This window comes from Wolbachia endosymbiont of Nasonia oneida, assembly GCF_009012935.1.
Lineage (GTDB): Bacteria > Pseudomonadota > Alphaproteobacteria > Rickettsiales > Anaplasmataceae > Wolbachia > Wolbachia pipientis.
In genome coordinates, this window is record NZ_QESS01000001.1 from 19226 (window position 1) to 37834 (window position 18609).

Annotated in this window: 18 protein-coding genes and 1 tRNA gene; 16 read left to right on the forward strand and 3 right to left on the reverse strand. The window is 34.3% G+C overall.

Going from position 1 to position 18609, the window contains the following annotated elements; translation table 11 throughout:
* Positions 1-118: 118 nt before the first annotated feature.
* From DEF52_RS00115 to rnc, 13 genes are all read left to right on the forward strand, one after another.
* Positions 119-1348, forward strand: coding sequence for a lipoprotein-releasing ABC transporter permease subunit (locus DEF52_RS00115; protein WP_012673387.1), 1230 nt, complete (start codon positions 119-121; stop codon positions 1346-1348).
* Entirely contained in the window at positions 1341-2072 is a 732-nt protein-coding gene (locus DEF52_RS00120) for a hypothetical protein (protein WP_151807522.1), read from the forward strand. Before DEF52_RS00115 ends, DEF52_RS00120 begins: the two co-directional genes overlap by 8 nt.
* Positions 2069-3289 carry a tetratricopeptide repeat protein gene (locus DEF52_RS00125; RefSeq protein WP_151807523.1) on the forward strand — a complete coding sequence of 407 codons (1221 nt, stop codon included), beginning with the start codon at positions 2069-2071 and terminating at the stop codon, positions 3287-3289. Before DEF52_RS00120 ends, DEF52_RS00125 begins: the two co-directional genes overlap by 4 nt.
* Before the next feature lie 198 nt (positions 3290-3487).
* Positions 3488-4351, forward strand: a complete 864-nt coding sequence (gene atpG / locus DEF52_RS00130) for an ATP synthase F1 subunit gamma (RefSeq protein ID WP_151807524.1) — start codon at positions 3488-3490, stop codon at positions 4349-4351.
* 18 nt (positions 4352-4369) lie between these two features.
* Complete coding sequence (locus DEF52_RS00135; RefSeq protein WP_151807525.1) at positions 4370-5704, forward strand: TldD/PmbA family protein; 1335 nt, start codon at positions 4370-4372, stop codon at positions 5702-5704.
* 174 nt (positions 5705-5878) lie between these two features.
* A complete protein-coding gene (locus tag DEF52_RS00140; protein WP_006279919.1) occupies positions 5879-6130 on the forward strand; it encodes a cold-shock protein in 252 nt (83 codons plus the stop codon).
* Positions 6131-6165: 35 nt separating this feature from the next.
* Entirely contained in the window at positions 6166-7392 is a 1227-nt protein-coding gene (locus tag DEF52_RS00145) for a DEAD/DEAH box helicase (protein ID WP_151807526.1), read from the forward strand.
* A gap of 203 nt (positions 7393-7595) precedes the next feature.
* The gene (locus DEF52_RS00150; RefSeq protein WP_070357007.1) at positions 7596-9902 is read left to right on the forward strand and encodes an AAA family ATPase; all 2307 of its coding nucleotides are present in this window, start codon (positions 7596-7598) and stop codon (positions 9900-9902) included.
* Between the two features lie 63 nt (positions 9903-9965).
* Complete coding sequence (locus tag DEF52_RS00155; RefSeq protein WP_007548702.1) at positions 9966-10976, forward strand: hypothetical protein; 1011 nt, start codon at positions 9966-9968, stop codon at positions 10974-10976.
* A 58-nt stretch (positions 10977-11034) separates the two neighbouring features.
* The gene (locus DEF52_RS00160) at positions 11035-11931 is read left to right on the forward strand and encodes a class I fructose-bisphosphate aldolase (protein ID WP_151807527.1); all 897 of its coding nucleotides are present in this window, start codon (positions 11035-11037) and stop codon (positions 11929-11931) included.
* A 5-nt stretch (positions 11932-11936) separates the two neighbouring features.
* Positions 11937-12008 (forward strand) — tRNA-Cys (locus DEF52_RS00165).
* Positions 12009-12138: 130 nt separating this feature from the next.
* A complete protein-coding gene (locus DEF52_RS00170; protein ID WP_151807528.1) occupies positions 12139-13215 on the forward strand; it encodes a quinone-dependent dihydroorotate dehydrogenase in 1077 nt (358 codons plus the stop codon).
* Between the two features lie 187 nt (positions 13216-13402).
* Positions 13403-14101 (forward strand): ribonuclease III, encoded by a 699-nt coding sequence (rnc, locus tag DEF52_RS00175; RefSeq protein WP_006279914.1) that lies wholly within the window; start codon positions 13403-13405, stop codon positions 14099-14101.
* A 338-nt stretch (positions 14102-14439) separates the two neighbouring features.
* On the opposite strand, the gene DEF52_RS00180 is transcribed toward rnc, so the two are convergent.
* Complete coding sequence (locus DEF52_RS00180; RefSeq protein ID WP_151807529.1) at positions 14440-14982, reverse strand: hypothetical protein; 543 nt, start codon at positions 14980-14982, stop codon at positions 14440-14442.
* Between the two features lie 109 nt (positions 14983-15091).
* Positions 15092-15622, reverse strand: a complete 531-nt coding sequence (locus tag DEF52_RS00185; RefSeq protein WP_151807530.1) for a phospholipase D family nuclease — start codon at positions 15620-15622, stop codon at positions 15092-15094.
* Positions 15623-16153: 531 nt separating this feature from the next.
* Between DEF52_RS00185 and DEF52_RS06400 the strand changes: the two genes are divergently transcribed.
* Positions 16154-16294 carry a hypothetical protein gene (locus tag DEF52_RS06400; RefSeq protein ID WP_153296786.1) on the forward strand — a complete coding sequence of 47 codons (141 nt, stop codon included), beginning with the start codon at positions 16154-16156 and terminating at the stop codon, positions 16292-16294.
* A gap of 185 nt (positions 16295-16479) precedes the next feature.
* Here the strand turns inward: DEF52_RS06400 and DEF52_RS00190 are convergent, their stop codons facing one another.
* Complete coding sequence (locus DEF52_RS00190; protein WP_022626161.1) at positions 16480-17304, reverse strand: hypothetical protein; 825 nt, start codon at positions 17302-17304, stop codon at positions 16480-16482.
* A 167-nt stretch (positions 17305-17471) separates the two neighbouring features.
* On the opposite strand from DEF52_RS00190, the gene DEF52_RS00195 reads away from it, so the two are divergent.
* Positions 17472-18110 (forward strand): HAD family hydrolase, encoded by a 639-nt coding sequence (locus DEF52_RS00195; RefSeq protein ID WP_151807531.1) that lies wholly within the window; start codon positions 17472-17474, stop codon positions 18108-18110.
* Positions 18110-18595 (forward strand): RDD family protein, encoded by a 486-nt coding sequence (locus DEF52_RS00200; protein WP_151807532.1) that lies wholly within the window; start codon positions 18110-18112, stop codon positions 18593-18595. Before DEF52_RS00195 ends, DEF52_RS00200 begins: the two co-directional genes overlap by 1 nt.
* The last annotated feature ends 14 nt before the right edge of the window (positions 18596-18609 follow it).

The window sequence follows — 18609 nt, forward strand, 5'->3', positions numbered from 1 at the left end:
GATACTCTATAAGCCTGCTAAATTTAAGGAAGCAAAAATCTCTAGTTTTCAAATAAAGAAAAGTCTACAATTATACGAAGTTTCAAAAATATAATGTTTAACCTCAAAATATTTTGTAATGTCCATTGCCTTTGAAATTACTATGGCTGCTTGCTATTTGCGAGCGAAAAATGCCAGATTTTGCTCTATAATGACTTTGTTCTCTATTATCGGCATTGCCCTTGGAGTTGCAACACTAATAGTGGTGATGTCTGTGATGAACGGATTCAGAGCAAAGTTGCTTGACTCAATACTTGGCATTGATGGCCATATTAATGTTTATTTTGATAGGAACATAAATTCAGATTACTACGCAGTTTCAAAATCTATTGAGAGAATTCCTGGTATATTAAAAGCTACTCCTATGACCAATGATCAAGTTATTATTGTAGCAAACGGTAAAATTGCAGGTAGCGTAGTGCGAGGTGTATCAACTAAAGACTTGCTTGATAGTACTGCCGTTACAAATAATGTAATTATAGGTGATGTAAAAAAATTTGATGAAGGAATAATAATAGGAGCACGCTTAGCAGAAGCTTTGAACGTTGACTATGGCGACGAAATTACGTTTATATCATCTGAAGAATTTGATGCATTACTTGGTGAAATGCCGCGAATGAAAAAATATAAAGTTATAGCAATATTTGATATGGGTATGTTTGAGTATGATAATACCTTGATATATATGCCTCTAAAATCAGCACAAGCCTTTTTTAATTATAAAAATAGCATAAAAAATATAGAAGTACTTGTAGACGACGTTACTAGAGCTGATAAGCTGGCAGATGCTATAGAAAAAGAAATAGGAATGGAAGCTGAAAGTTGGCAATCACAGCAAAGCCATTATTTTAGTGCTTTAAAAACTGAAAGAAATGTGATGTTTTTAATTCTCACTTTGATTATAGTTGTAGCAGCGTTTAATATTATCTCAAATTTAATGATGATAGTGCAAGAAAAGAAATCCGCGATTGCAATTATGCGTACATTTGGTGCAACAAGTGGAAGCATTATGCGTATATTTTGCGCTTGTGGTCTATTAATCGGTTTTACGGGAACTTGTCTTGGCTGTATTATAGGTGTCGTTTTTTCTCTCAATATCGAAAGCATTAGAGTGTTTTTAGAAAACATTACTAACGTCAAGCTGTTTGATCCTATGATATACTTTTTTTCAAGTTTGCCAGTGATATTAGTACCCCAAGACGTAGTAAATATTTCTGCACTTGCGTTACTCTTATCATTTTTAGCGACAATTGCTCCTGCGTTGCAGGCAGCTGCACAAGATCCTGCGGAGATACTACGTTATGAATGATACTCAGCAAAAGTACATAGGTTGGTTCTTAATTGTATTGTTATTTACCAGTTACATCACAATAAATAACATAATCTTTTTAAAAATAAATCAGCAAGAGAGTGAAAACAATGTGAAAGCTTTAACGGAAAACATGGATGAATTTAGAATGTTGCTTGAAGTTAATCAATCTAGAATAGAAAAAAAGATATTTGACCTCAAGAGAAGTCAGCATACTCAGTGTGAGCAAGGTGATAATAATTCAAGATGTAAGAACCTTGCAAAATTGCTATTACTTGTGATTAAAATGAAGAATTCGTTATTGCGAGAAGCAAAATTTGATAACCATATAAATTCAATAAAGCCTTTGATATCAGAGCTTGATGATCCAGAGATAGAAAATGCAGTAAATGAATTGGAAAGTTTGAAAGAGGTAGATACTTTACGTGAGTTGAAGTTATCTTTTGAGAAGACCATTGCTGTTATTAACTACAATAAAAGTACATTGTCTAAAAAAATCATTTCAAACTGGATTAGAATACAAGATAAAAATGACCCATTAAGGGCAAAATTCGCAGAAATTGAGGAATCAATAAACGATAGTGATTGGCAGAGCATAGCTACTACAATAGGAGATTTAGCACACCCAGAATTCAAGCCATGGCTGAATAAATTGAATGGTCTTATTGTAGCTTCTAAGAATATTTCAACAATATATCATCACTTATTACAATATATCTCATGATTTATTTTATAATTTTCGCTCTTTCGTTTTTATTTGGCATATGGGTCAAGGTAAGTGGTGAAGTAATAAAATTAGAATTAGGCAATTACACTATAAGTATTGATCTATATTTTATTATTTTTACTTGTGTAGTTTTATTATTTTTGTTAATTGCACTTGCACGCTTTTTTTCTTCCATTTCATCAACATTTGCCAACATAAGAAATAGAAGAAGGGATAGGGAAGAATTGCTTCTCTTTGAAGCTTTCTTTAGCATAGACTTAGACAATATAGAGAATGCCCAAAAGCTAGTTAAAAGTCTGAGTGAGGAGAGCGATAGGTTGTCTTTAATAAAGCTCTTTAACTCAGGTAAGACGGGAAATTACAGCTTTTTCAGTAACGGTTTAACAAACGTTGCAAATAAAAATCGTAACTTAGCTCTACTTCTGGCCAATAAGCTGATCGTTCACCTCAAACAAGAAAAAGTAGTCTTTCAAAAATTTATAGAATATTGCTCTAGTTCAATTAATGATAAAATGCTATCTATTCCCTTTCAAATAGAGCATTGCATATTGAAAGAAGATTGGATTAATGCAATTTTAAGGTTGAAGGAAGCAGTTAAGTTCAATATTTTTCTTCCCTTTGACCATAAAGAAATGTTTGCAGTTTTTTATTGTGCTTTGGCAAAACAATATGAAAGTAAAGGGGATTTTAAAGGGGCTGTAAAGTCTTTATTCAGAGCGCAAAGTTATTATGCAACTTTTCGGCCCATCAATTATTTAAAGGCAGAATTATATATTAAACTTGGAAAAATCAGAAAAGCTTCTGCAGTGCTAGAGGCAGAATATGCAGTAAATCCTACTCTTCAGTCAGCTAGAATGTACATCAATTTAAATAGTAAAGGTGCTGAAAGACTATACAACTTACGCCCTGATTATTATTTTAGTTACTGTTTACTTGCTTTGTCCTCAATGAGTTCAGGTAAATATGATCTTGCAAGTCAATATTTAGACACTGCTATGAAAAAAGCTAATTACATGTCAATCTACTTTGTTGTAATACAACTTAAGGTTACATTGCAAGAACACGACAAGGTAATTTATTGGCTAAACAAGATGGGCTCAGAAGCTTTGCCTGATCCAGGCTGGAAGTGTAAAAGTTGTAACAGAGAACTAAAGCAATGGGATCATAAATGTTCAAATTGCAATAGTTTTAATTGTGTTTATTATATATTATAAGATTCCACAAAGTGTAGAAATGACCATTAGACTACTTTCACATTGATATTGCTGAAGTTAGAACACTTTCTTAATATAATCCTTATCTCCAAACAATAAACCTGCAAGTTTCTTAGCTAGACTTGGTTTTAATGTCAAAAAAACTTGCTTTTAGACACTAACAGTTATATATTTTTAATAAATAGAGTTGTATACAAAATGAAGAGCTTAAAGGAATTATCCTTAAGAATTAAGAATATTAAGTCTGTACAGAAAACCACGAAAATAATGCAAATGGTTTCTGCAGCAAAGTTATTACAAAGCCAAAAGAAATTATCAAATTCAAAATTGTACATATCTAAGCTGCATAGCATTATTTCTTCATTAATGCTATCAGCTGATCAAGAATTACTGGCAAAAATTCTAAATGTCAGTAACAACGGTTCTTACCTAGTATTCATTGTTGCGTCTGATCGTGGCTTGTGCGGCAACTTTAACTCTTCTATTGTCAAATTTAGTCAAAATAAGTTAATCGCAAATGGCAAAAAAGTAGATATTGTATTTCTTGGTAAAAAAGCTTTTGATGTAGGGAAAAATAGATTTGACTCTAAAAGTATCTTAAAAATTGAAAATAGTAAGGGAATCACGTTAAAGCACGTAGAAGCTTTGGTTGGTGGTATAGATCTAAGTAAATACGATAAAGTTAAAGTTTTTTATAGCAAATTCTATAATACCTTCACGCAAAAACCAATGTTGGAAACAATAAAACCATGGAGTAAAGACTCATCCTTGATTGATAACTCTCTGGCTGGTCCAATAACAGATTACGGCTATGAGTATGAACCACAAAATATTGAATTTATTTTAAAATCTTTGGTTCAAGATTACGTTGTAATTGCTCTTTACTCTGCTTTACTTGAAAGTGCAACGAGTGAGAATAGTGCTAGAATGGTTGCTATGGAATCAGCAAACAGAAACACTAAAGAGATACTGAACAAATTAGCATTGCTTTATAATCGTTCTCGTCAAGCAGCAATTACAACTGATTTAATTGAAGTTATAGGTGGTGCAGAGTCTTTATAAAAATCTAAGGAATAGAAAATGAATATATTAAATATTGCAGCAGATATTACTAAACTAATAAAAAAGCAAAATCAAGATGCGGAAGTTACAATATATGAAACTAATAAGACTTCAGTTTCTCAGCGTCTATCAAAAATTGAGCAAATATCACAATCTAAAAATTGCACTGTAGGAATCAGAGCTATAGCAGGTAAAAACAAAGCTGCGTATATTTCTACAAACGATTTGAATAATCTGAGTGATACAGTAAGCCAAGTGGTAGAAATGGCAAAGAATGCACCAGAAGATCCTCACATTAATTTTGCTGTAAATGGTAGTAATTATACCTCTTCTGTAGATTTAAGTATCTCAGATAATAATGTTGTAACCGTTGATAACCTAAAAGAAATTGCTGAAGCTGCAGAAAATTCAGCCCTCGCACATAAGAGTATCACTAATTCTGAAGGAGCCTCTTCTTCATACGCTTTAGTGAATACAGTATTATCAACTGTTTCTGGTTTTATTGGCTCGTTTAGTAAATCAACCTTTGTTAATCAGGTCTCTGTTGTTGCTGGAAGAGAAAGTGAAATGAAGGTTGGTTACGATTATGATATAGCATGTAATTTTAGTGATTTAAAGTTGCCAGAGTTAATAGGAAAAGAAGCAGCAAAAAGAGCAATTGATCAATTGAATTCACGTACAATTAAAACTGGTAAGTTTCCGGTTATTTTTGAAAAAAGAGCAGCAAAGGGGCTAGTAAAAAGTTTCGCTTCTGCTATAAATGGCGACAGCATTGTGAGCAACAGTTCTTTCTTGAGGAGTAGTTTAAACGCTCAAATTTTTAATGATAGAATTAGCATTATCGATGATCCGTTATTGCCAAGAGGCATAGCATCAAGACCATTTGACGGGGAAGGGATAATTAGCAAGAAAAATATATTTGTAAAAAACGGAATATTACAAAATTGGATTTTAGACTTATACTCGGCTAAAAAATTAAACTCGGAAACAACCGGAAGTGCAACTCGTGCAAGTAATGCTGCAATTATTCCTGCAGCTAGTAACCTCTACATTGAGAATGGTAATGTATCATTTGAAGAATTAATTCAGGAAGTGAAAGAAGGAATATATGTAACTGATTTGTTTGGTTTTGGTGTCAATTTAATCAATGGCAATTACAGCCAAGGCGCTTCCGGATTTTTTATAGAAAATGGAAAAATAGTGTATCCAATACATGAGATTACCATTGCTAGTAATTTGAAGGATATGTTTAGCAATTTAGTCGTTGCAGATGATCTAACTTTTTGTGGGCAATTTAATTCACCGACGATTAAAGTTAGCGAAATGACGGTTGCAGGTTCGCTTAACGGTTAAAAATTTTATTTGCATCAAGTGCAACAATTGTGTATTATTGTCATGTAATGTTAAGAATAGACTATGGAGTATAAAGGTTTAGTTTCAATAGCTAAGCTTAAAGCATTCTCAATCGTAATTTCAAAGTTTTTCATCACATTAGTAATGTTAGTTAATAATTTAGGAGTTGTTTAAATGGAATTTGGTAATGTAAAATGGTTTAATGCCGAAAAAGGCTATGGTTTCATCAAGCCAGAAGGTAAAGGGGGTGACGTTTTTGTACATATTAGCACATTGGAACGTTCAGGAATAAGGCCTGAGGCACTTAAAGGAGAGAATAAAGAGAAAGGAATAAAAGGGGAAAGGGTGAGTTATGAAGTTAAAGAAGAGCGCGGTAGAAACGGAGAAGATAAAAAATCTGCAATAAACTTAAGATTGGAAGATTAATCTATTATGAAGTCTTTTAATAGGATTAACGTATTGTGAATAATTTTCATGAGATGGGTCTACCAGCTTCGCTTACACAAGCTCTAGATAAAAATAATCTTTTCGTCCCAACTCCGATTCAAATACAAGCGATTCCCTTAGCGCTACAAGGTAAAGATATTCTCGGATCTGCTCAAACGGGAACTGGAAAAACTTTGGCATTTGCTATTCCGTTGGTTGCTAAGTTGCTGAATGAGCCTAACGCTGGTTCAGCTTTAGTCATTGTGCCAACCAGGGAGCTTGCGCATCAGGTAACAAATGAGATAAAAAAACTCTTATTTCAAAATTCTGCACTAAGGGTCGCTTTGTTGATTGGTGGTGAGCCTATTTTTAGGCAGCTAAATCAACTTCAGAAAAAACCACAAATTGTAATAGGTACTCCTGGTCGTATTATGGACCATATTGAGCGTAAAACTTTGATTACTCGCAATGTTAGCGTTCTTGTGCTTGATGAAACGGATCGTATGTTTGATATGGGCTTTGGAGTTCAGATTGAAGAAATTATGAAGCATTTGCCTAAAATAAGGCAAACTCTTATGTTTTCTGCAACTCTTCCTGGAGATATAGTAAAACTTGCTGAGAAGTACCTTAATCGACCAGAACGTATTTCTGTTGATTGTGAGGTTACAACTTCTGTAAAAATTAAGCAAGAAATTGTTTATGCATCAGAATCAGAAAAATATGAAAAGCTTGTTACACAACTATGTCAGCGCGAAGGATCAATCATTATCTTTGTCAAAACAAAGCGAGGAGCGGATCAGCTAGCTAACAGATTGCACAAAGATGACTATAGCGCTTTAGCAATTCATGGTGATTTAAGGCAGCACAAGCGCGAAAGGGTCATTAATTCTTTTCGTCGTGGCCGTAATCAAATCATGGTTGCAACAGATGTTGCTTCTCGCGGCCTTGATATTCCCCACATTCAACATGTTATCAATTATGATGCACCACAATCGCAAGCTGACTATATTCATCGTATAGGTAGAACTGCACGCGCTGGAGCTGAAGGGTATGCGCTATCTTTTGTTACACCTCAAGATAAGAGAAGACTGCCTGCACTGGCAGACAAAGAAGGAGAGCTAAATTTTGATTGTAGTGTGCAATTTAAAAAACGTAACAGCAAAAAGGTCTTTAAAAGGCCAAGTACGTTAAAGACTAAATACGGTAGAAAAAAGATCAATGCATTTAAGAAGAAAAGCAGAGTACTAGAAAAAGCGTATTAAATAGGATTTACCTACAATTTGATAAGCGTAAAACTCGTCATTCCGCTACTCATTAGCGGAATCTATGCTGAGATATTGCGGTGCTATGACGTAGATCCAGAGTGGGATTCAAATTGGCTACAGCGAACTGCTGGATTTCAATTTTTTTAATAATTGTGTGCTATTCATTATATATGAGTTCCCACTTTTAAAGAGAATAGGAGATGATTTCCAAAAACTTAGAGGCAAGTTTGAATAGAGCACTATTCATTGCTTCTAATTTTAATCTTAAATATGCGAAAGTAGAACATTTATTGCTGGCGTTAACTAAAGACGTGGATGTAAATTACGTTTTATCAAGATGTAATATCAGAGCCGATGAAATCATCAGTATGGATAACATTCTATCAAGATGCAATATTAAGGCTAATGATTATAATAATAATATAAAAGGGTTTTTACAAAGCAGTTCTGAATTGATTATCAGTGGAGTTAAACCTAGCTCAATGTTTCAATGCATAATACACAGAGCAATAATACGGGCTCATAGCTTGGGGAAAAAAGAAATAAATGGAGCAAGTGTTCTAGTAGAAATTTTGTCTGGGCAAGATTTATACGTTGAAGATCTATTGCAGAAACAAAGTGCGAAAGATTCCAATTTGATTTACCACATATCTAACATGAAATACTCTAACGATATAGATGAATACACCACTAATCATAAAGTAAAACTTGATAAAAATAATGATGCTCCTACTACAGTAAATAAAGGTGAGCTACTAAAAGATGAGGAAATTCTACAAAGTTATTGTAAAAATTTAAATGACTATGCAAGAAGCAAAAAAATAGATTATGTTATTGGTCGTGATTATGAATTAAATCGCACTATAGAAATATTATTGAGGCGTAGAAAAAACAACCCTTTATATGTTGGAGATCCAGGTGTTGGCAAAACCACAATAGTTGAGGGTTTGGTACTCAAAATCATTGAAAACAGTGTTCCAAGTGCGCTCAGGTCCAGTATAATTTATGCTTTGGATTTAGGGTCACTCCTTGCAGGGACACGCTATAGAGGTGATTTTGAAGAGAGAATAAAATCTATAATAAAAGCGATTGAGGCAAAACCAGGTGCTATCCTTTTTATTGACGAAATACACACTATCATTGGAGCAGGTTCTACAAGTGGTAGCTTTCTTGATGCAGGTAACCTACTCAAACCTGCGCTTGCAAGAGGTACACTGCGTTGTATAGGTGCAACTACATATAGAGAATACAGCAATAGTTTTGAAAAAGATAAAGCATTAGCGAGGAGGTTTCAAAAAATTAATGTTAAGGAATCTTCTGTTAACGAAACGATAAAGATACTAGATGGTATAAAGCACTACTATGAAGGGTATCATGGAGTATATTATACAAAGAATGCCATTAGGTCTGCGGCTGAACTTTCGCATAAGTATATTACTGGGCGAATATTACCTGATAAAGCGGTTGATGTTATTGATGAGGCAGGGGCATATTGTAAATTGCTAAGAAACAGGGGTAAAATTGTAAATAGTAGAGATATTAAGAATACCATTACTAGAATTACAAATGTGCCTTGCGGATCTGAATCTGATGATTTGCAGAAAGTAAAGTCTTTAAAAGCTAATCTAGAGAAGGTGATTTTTGGCCAAGAGCAGGCAATAGAATCTCTTGTTAATTCTATTAAAATTGCTAAATCTGGGTTGAGAAATTACAATAAGCCTTTAGCAAATTATCTTTTTGCAGGGCCAACCGGTGTTGGTAAAACCGAGCTAGCAAAACAATTAGCAGAAAGCATGGGCATGAATCTTATACGCTTTGATATGTCCGAATATATTGAGTCTCATACGATATCAAGGATGATTGGTTCTCCTCCTGGATATGTAGGTTATGATCAGGGTGGATTACTCACAGAGTCTGTATCTAATAATCAATATAGTGTTGTGCTGCTTGATGAAATTGAAAAGGCTCATAGCGATATCTATAATATATTGCTACAAATTATGGATTATGGTTGCGTTACAGACACTTACGGACGTAAAGTTAACTTTTCCAATATAATCTTAATTATGACAACTAATGCAGGAGCAGCTGAACGCAGCAAAAGTTTTGTTGGCTTTGGGCATAAAAAATTTAACACTGGTGATAGTGAAAAAGCGATAGAACAGGTTTTTAGCCCTGAATTTCGTAATCGTCTTGATGCGATTATTTCTTTTTCTGACTTAAATGCGGATATAATTCTGCATATTGTAGATAAATTTATTCAGGAACTGAAAAAGCAGCTGACGCAAAAAGGCATAAACTGCTTGGTAGAAGATGAAGTGAAATCTTATCTTGCACAAACAGGTTATAGTAAGGAAATGGGAGCACGTCCGATAGAGAGACTTATTGAAAAAGAGATAAAAAGTTACTTAGCGGAAGAAATACTGAATCGTAAATTAATAAAAGGAAAGAAATTAAGAATCTATATGAATAAAGTAGAAAATAAAATTGCTTTTGATATAGTTTGAAATTCTTGTTTTTTTATTACACTTATAGTATACTTGTTTTATTTTAAGAATAATGAGGCTATAGTGGCAAGTTTAACTAGAAATCAGTATTACAGTAATCGCGATTTACAGAATTTATTTTCAAGACTAGAAATAAAAGCAGAAGAAGTAATAAGCCAGGAGTTTGACGATATACTCAAGTTAGTTGAACGGAGCTTTAGAAAGCTTTCATTAAAGTGCCACCCTGACAAAGAAAAAGATGAAGAGAAGAAAAAGATAGCTACAGAAAAGTTTCAAAAACTTAGTGCAGATAAAAAAGAGCTAGAGAAGCATCTCAACGCTTTAAAAGAAGGAAAAACTCCTAGTCAATATGAAAGGCTATCAAGTGAAGAAGAACGGAGGAGGCAAACAAAAATTTATGGAATATTATCACGTAGAAGCAAAGCTATAAATAGAGCACTTTTATTTTTTATATTAGCAAATGCGGTGTTTACTCCATCGCTGAAAGTTGAGTATTGCTTATCGCAACTTGCTAATAGTGGCACGGTGCAAAGCATCGCTTATCAATTTTATGCATTTAGCATAGGGATTTGGCCGTTGTTATTTATTATATCCTTTTGTGGTATTATTTATGCAGCAAGTAAACAAAAAGGTTCACAAGAGGAAAATCTGGATAGATTAAATCGAAGATACAATCTACTTATTGCTGCTGATAATTATGTGATATGTATCGCAGCAACATTTGCTATATGTGGTCTAGTGTCAGAGGTAGCACAAAATGGCTGGCCTGCTCAATATGGAACAATGCTGATGATTAATTTAGCATTGGATTTATTACTTATTGCTTTACTTAGAACTTTTACAAAGGCATCTGAACTATATAGTGAACATTGCATTCAGCGCTTATATGAAGAAGATGCAGAATTTAGCTATAAAGAAAAATTTGCATGGTATGACTACAAGCTAGTGCTTATGCCACTTGTTCTTCCTATTGTCAAAATGTATTTTAGAGATTTAATCCAAAAAAAGCCACAACAGCACACCACCAATCCTAACGTTACATCTTTAGGTACACCTGCAGGACAAGAACCATAAAAAGATCTTTGCTTCAACTGTGGTTTTTGCTATACTTTAAATGAACTTCATAGCGTTAATGAGTAAAGAAATAAGACAAATCTTAAACCACTACGAAAGTGAAAACCCCGGGGTAAAAGCAAATCTTACTCGTATTCTCATGCATGGAAAGCTTGGCGGCACTGGCAAATTAGTAATTCTCCCTGTAGACCAAGGGTTTGAACACGGGCCAATAAAAAGTTTTGAAGTTAACCCTGATGCTTATGACCCACATTATCATTTTCAGCTTGCAGTTGATTCGGGAGTAAGTGCATATGCTGCTCCACTTGGTATGATTGAAGCTGGTGCTTCAACTTATGCTGGAATGCTCCCACTTATTTTGAAACTTAATAGTTCCAACTCCTTACATTCGAAGAATCTGACTTCTGATCAAGCAATAACCTCTTCTGTGAAAGATGCACTGCGTTTGGGCTGCTTGGCTGTTGGATTTACTATATATCCTGGTTCTGCTAAGTGTTTCGATATGATGGAAGAAGCCCGTGAAATCGTAGCTGAAGCCAAATCTTATGGGCTTGCAGTAGTGTTATGGTCTTATCCACGCGGTGAAGGAATTTCCAAAGAAGGTGAAACAGCGGTTGATGTTATTGCCTATGCTGCACACATGGCAGCTTTGCTTGGCGCTAATATAATAAAAGTAAAACTTCCAACTAAATATTTGGAAAGGGAGAAAATAGAAACAGAAAATATTGAATCATTACCTAAAAGAATTGAATATGTTAAAAGATCTTGTTTTGCAGGAAAAAGAATAGTAGTTTTTTCTGGTGGCGAGTCGAAATCAGTGAATGACATATGCAATGAAGCGAAAGAAATTAAGCAGGGTGGTGGTAATGGTTCAATTATTGGACGTAACACTTTCCAACGCAAAAGGGAGGAAGCTTTATCTATGCTAAAAGATATAATGGATATCTACACATAAAAAACGGCTGGGTGGCAGAATGGCTTATGCAGAGGACTGCAAATCCTTTTATACCGGTTCAATTCCGGTCCCGGCCTCTTTCATTTTCTATATCTTGTAAAAGTTGCTCAATTTAACAGTAGCTTTAAGTGTGTAACCTATAGAGAAAATTATTCATAAGTAAAATCAATTTCTTTTCAAGTTATGGTTATACTCTTATAGCGTTTCATGGTAAAAAATAAACTAAAAATAAGCAAAGTGTTTTACAAAATGATATTACGTGATTTATTGTTTTTACTGCCGCCCGAAGTTGCTCACTCTTTGGCAATTATGGCATTAAAGAAAATACCTTATAAGAATCCTATAGAGCTACCAGAATCTTTGAGTGTGAATTTTTTTGGTAATAAGCTCAGAAGCCCCGTGGGTCTGGCTGCAGGTTTTGACAAGAATGCAGAAGTTATAAGGCCTATGCTTTCATTTGGTTTTGGATTTATTGAAACTGGTACTGTAACTCGTAATCCACAATATGGAAACAAAAAACCAAGAATTTTTCGGTTAATTAAAGATCAAGGGGTAATTAACAGATTGGGATTTAACAATAAAGGAATAGACTACTTTCTTAAACAAATAGATAAAACCAAGCTTGATGATTGCATTTTTGGCATCAACATAGGAAAAAACAGTACATCAAAGGACCAAATCAGCGATTATGTTGACTTAATAAAGATAGTATATGGAAAAAGCAATTATATAGTGCTGAACATCTCATCCCCAAACACGCCTAATTTGCGCAATCTGCACAATAAGCAAGAATTATCGGAATTGTTGAAATCCGTAACTCTAACCCGGAAATCAATTGATAATTCTAAATCCATACCAATAATATTAAAAATCTCACCAGATATAGATCAGCAAACGAAAGAAAATATCGCTGAGCTTGCGTTGGAATATAAGATTGACGGATTAACAGTGAGCAACACTACGATCAGTCGGAATAACTTACATTCCCACCACAACGAGAGTGGTGGGTTGAGTGGCAAACCGCTGTTTAAACTTTCAACCGAGTTATTGAGCGATATGTACAAACTTACTAAGGGCAAAATATTGTTGGTAGGATGCGGAGGAATCTCAAGTGGTGCTGATGCATATAAAAAAATAAAGGCAGGAGCTTCTTTGGTGCAGTTGTACACTGCTCTCATATACCACGGACCTCAAGTTGTAAACAAAATTAATCTAGAACTTGCAGAACTAATAAGGAGAGATGGATTTAGTAACATTAGTGAGGTGGTGGGTTGTATACATTAAACATCTTCTCTGTCACCTAAGTAGCCGACACTGGAATAACATCGATGAATCATTATTCAAATAATGGTTATGCAAGAAGTCTATTAAACTGTATATTTTGGAAGTTGTTGGTATTATTTTAATAAAACAAAACTAATTCTTTGGTATAAAGGTGTGGTAGGAAGTGTTATTCTTTTAAATAATGGGTATGAAGAGTTTGAATGATGCAATATCTAAGATCATTGATTATAAATTTACAAATTATGCAATATTAGAAGAGGCACTAACTCACCCAAGCGTAAATAAAAGGAATAGCAAAAACCAGATTGTAAGCTACGAAAGACTAGAGTTTTTGGGCGATAGTGTTTTGAATATGGTTGTATCTGCCACACTGTTTAAACTATTTCCTGAAGAAAAAGAAGGAGCATTGGCAAAAAGAAAGACGGATTTAGTTTGTGGCAACACCATTGCTAATGTTGCTAAAGAAATAAAATTAGGCAGCTTTATCATCATGAATAATAGTGAACGCTGCAATGGAGGGAGATGTAACTTAAAAAATTTAGAAAACTCGCTTGAAGCACTAATAGGTGCAATTTATATTGATGGCGGGCTTGAAAATGTTGAAAAATTTATTATCCAATATTGGGAAAAGCTAGCTAAAGGCATGCTTGACCCCCCTCAAGATCCTAAAACCTCACTGCAAGAGTGGACTCAGAAAAACAAATTGCCTTTACCAGAGTATGAGCTTGTAAAACAAACTGGACCAGCGCACAATCCTGAATTTACTATATCAGTTTGCATAGAAGATTATGGTAAAGTTTCTGCATGCGCTTCTAGTAAAAAGATTGCTGAACAAAAAGCTGCTGAGTTGATGCTAGAAAAAATTGGAAAAGACGCTTCAGTTTAGGCAAAATAGGCATTAATGTAAATTTTAAGGAAGCTAATAGCGTTTAGGGTAAATGGTCAATTTAAGGAGAAGCATAGTATTATTCATAAAAAAGTTGATCTACCAAAAATCAAGCCTTATGTAGTGGAATATCAATGGCTGTTGTCGGAGATGCGGAAAAAAAGAAGTAGCAAGTTACCAAAAGGTGTTATGCCAGATACATTTGGTCCAAGAGTTGTTTTGTGAAGTTGACAGAGTCAAGGAGAATGAAAGTTTTAAAAAATAGCATATTTTTTAATTATAAAAATTTGATATTAACTGTTGTTGGTTGATTGAGTAAAAACCAGTGAATGGTCACGTTAAAACATATTTTTAAATTTCTGCCAAAATCCTGGTTTATTATCATTAACCTTTGTAAATGTTATATTTAAACTGTATTTCGGATCATTTGGCACGTCGTATTTTATGCTAAATGTTGAAACTTTATCGTTATTGTAAATATGTACATTATCATATGATAGCTTTGTTGTGTAACACTTTACATACTTTTGCTTATCATGCACTAAATCACCTGACTCCCTTTCTAGTTCCACAAATTTCGTTTTTTTCTGACATTCCTTCATTTTTATTAAATCCTTATCTAGTGATATTGAAACTGGCAACGTATTTCCAGCATATTCTTTAGCTAAAAGTTCACTTTGAGGATACATTTTTATTTCCCTGCCAAAATGTGAGTCTATGAAATTATTACTCCAAAATTTATCGCCAGAATGCACGTACTCATCAGTAGCATACGGCACCCCACCATAATTGCATTGAACTTTGTAATCTCCAACACCGTTGTTTTGAAAAAAATCATGAATAGCAGTGTAGCTACCGGCAGCATCATTTATATAATCCATTACTTTATTCCTTAAATTTTTAGTTCATTATATCATAATCATTATGCCAATCAATCAAAAAAGCTCTCCCTTGCTGTTTTTAAAACTGATTTTGAGCAAGCGCTCTCGATTAGTTGGGAGCGTATTTGTAAGATTGTGACATTCGTGCCTCCCAGTTTTTCACATACTGCTGAATCAATTCAGGATAATCTGTAATAATTAATAAATTTTCAGCATTTCCTTTTTTAGCTGTCTTACTAAGGTTAAATGACCCTGTGATGACTTTTTGATTGTCAACAATCATTATCTTATTATGAGCAATCTTTGGCTTATCATCGATCCAAATTGGTACTCCACCTGAAAATAATTCATTTATAACACTATATTTTGAGTAGAGTTGCGATTTATCTAAGATGACTTTAACATCAACACCGCGTTCTTTAGCATTAATCAAAGATTTTGCAATTGTTCCAAGAGTAAATGTATATTCTTGAACTAAGATAGATTTTTTAGACTGATCTATTACGTTGATTATCGGTACAGCACAATCTTCTCCAGGTGAAAAGCAAACCGTAGCTTTTGGGCAGGGCGAAAATATAAAACCCGCATAGTAATACAGAGAAAAACACATTAACAAGAATAAAAAGTGAAAAAGCCTCACAACAACCCACCCCCGGATATACGGCGATAGGCTACATTATAATTTAATCACCTGTCAATAGACTTCTTGCATAGTTTTTGGCAACAACCGTTAGAAACGAAAAAACTTACTTGACAAACTCCGCCAGCCCCCTTATCATGAAACTGAAGGTATTCAGTTATCTTCATCTGTGCAGATTAAACAGCAAGAAAACAACGTAGTTGGCGTCTTATTTTTAATTTTTTGCACTATGTGCACCTTATGTCTTCACAATATTTCTAGGTTTTTACCTACACAAGCTGAAACGCGCTTATAAGTCGTTTAAGACAGTATAGTACGCCAATTTGCAGGATTAGGGAGTGACAACTAGCTAACACGGGGTTTCTTTTGCCTTTTTTTCTGCTTAGTAAATTTCTTAAACATTTAAACTAAGGTGAGTTGCATTTAAAAGCAGCTAAATTGCAGTGTTTAAGACTTAAAAAACGCCAATGTTCTAAAATAGATATTAGCTGGGGCTTCTTTTGCCTTTTTTTTCGCTTGGTAAATTTCTTAATGTTTATAGCTAACATGAAGCTAAGTACGAACTTTGTTAAATACAACAAATGGTGTCATCCCAGTGCTCCTTTTTTTGTCATCCGAGTAGCTGACACTGGGATCTATTTTGCATGTAACTCCAATTGTGTTTTGGCATAAAACGCGACGCGTATTAGACTTATTTGCAAGCAAAGCTTGCTAGATCCAAGTAGTCAGGGCACTGGGATGACATCATAGGGACACTGGGATGACACCCTGACAATCGTCATCCCGCTACTTGTTAGCGGATGAGATACCGCGGCGGTATGACGGTTCGTGGCGGTATAATGAAGCTTGAAAGCGGATCACCTTTCACGACCCGTGTTTACTTCATTCACTTTAGGAGTATTAACAGGCGTTATTGCCGGGTTCTCAAGCTTTGTTGCCTGCTTCAAACCCTCGCTTACACTTTTGTCCTTTAAAATTTCATCAAGCTGCTTACTCTTTTGTTGCTCTTCGTTATTTGACGTATCTCTTTGAGCATCTTCTTTCATGCCACGAGCATTCTCTACATCCTTTTCACCTTCACCTAAAAATTTTTCTAATATTTTCTTAACAAAGCGCTTCAGAAGACTCAAAAACCCTTCTTCTTTTTGATTTTCTTGTGGTTGAGGCGTGTTATCTTTTTTGTCCGGCTCAGTGTTGAGCTTCTCTTTTACAGAACTCTTGCTCACTGAGGGATTAACGGTTTGTGAATCGTGCTCTGATGCTGTTTGCACAGAAGCTTCAGTAGTCTTTTTTTGTGTATTATGTTCAAGGTCTTTAACTGCTGTTGTAGTTTTTCTCGGAGTGTCTTGGAGCTTTTTGTCACTTTTTGGCTCTGCAACTTTTTCACTTGTGAAGATGCCCTTCCCTTTATATTGTTGGTCAAGCTCAGCAATTCTTTCAAAATCTTGACGTACTTTTTCATCTGCACGTCCTTTTTGACTTTCAAATTTCTGACTCAATTCTGCAACGTTTTTCATTTTGTTCTCAAGCTCCTTACTTTTCACAGCTTTTAGAGCCTCTGTTCCTTTTGCGATATAATTAACCTTCTTTTCTAATGAGGTACCTTCTGGAAAAGCACCTGGAGAACGTTCAAAAACATCTTTAAACTTTTTTTCAACACTTTCTTTAGATGTCTGGGCCATACCTGTTACCTATTAAAACATATCATATAATCAGTATATTAGCTAATTATATAAAAAACAGTTAACATAACTTGTGGTAAAAAGTGTTTATCAAGGGCGTCCTATTTATATCTTTTTCATTAAAATGCTATTTACTTATTAAGTTAAAATGTATAATTATATAAGAGATGAAAGATAGCTCATTAGCAGTAGTATTCGATTGGGATAATACCTTAGTTGACACTCAAGATAATATTTTTAATGCTATTAAGCATACCATAAACTCAATGGGGTATAGTAATAAAGCTGCTGATAGAAATTCCCATGAGTCGAGAAAGAGCTATATGGTCAATTTATTTGGCGATCAGTGGAAAAAAGCAAATCAGATATATCAACAATACTTAGATAATGCGCTATTACAAAACATTGCTCTGAATCAAGGAGTAGAGGAAATGTTGCAGACACTGAAAAGCCACAATGTTTATCTAGCAATAGTAAGTAATAAGAAAAATACTAATTTACGTAAAGAAGTTGCCTATTTTAAACTAGATTCTTACTTTGAAAGAGTGGTTGGGTCATGCGATACTGCAGAAGATAAACCATCTGCAACCCCACTGCTATTTGCACTAGAAGAGAGTACGTTGCCTATAAATAGAGAAAATGTGTTTTTCGTTGGTGATAGCATCACAGATGTTCTGTGTGCACAAAATGCCAATTGTTTACCTATTATATACGGTCAATCAATAAGCGGTTATGAAGATTTGTTATGTTTTCAACATTTTGATAAGCTTACAGATTTCATAATAAAATATTTGGAAGATAGGTAATGACAGAGATTGCCAGCATAAAAAGGCGCTTTTGCGCATATTTAGTAGATGTAGCAATTTTATTAATTCCAACTTTATTAATTATACTGCTATTAGAGGATTCTCCGTTGATCTTACATCTATCATACATGTGTGTAAATTGTAGTTACTTCACATATTTTATATCTTCAAAGGCCCAAGCAACTCCTGGTCAGCAGTTAATGAATATATATACTATCAATTTAGATAATTCTAAAATAGACTTGAATTTAGCGTTTGACAGAAGCACTTCCCAGTTTTTTCTTCCTCTGTTAAACAGTGTAGTAGTTGTCCTTACTGAACTTTTGCAAGATCAGGAAGTATTAGTGAATGTCTTGAGTGCATTGAAAGTAATGATGGTGCTGCTCACCCTCTATTGGTATCTAGTTGCTTGTTTTTCTAAAAAGAAACAGACATACCACGACATGCTATTTAATACGGTTGTTATCAAAGGAACTATTAAATGAGTTGCTATAACTAT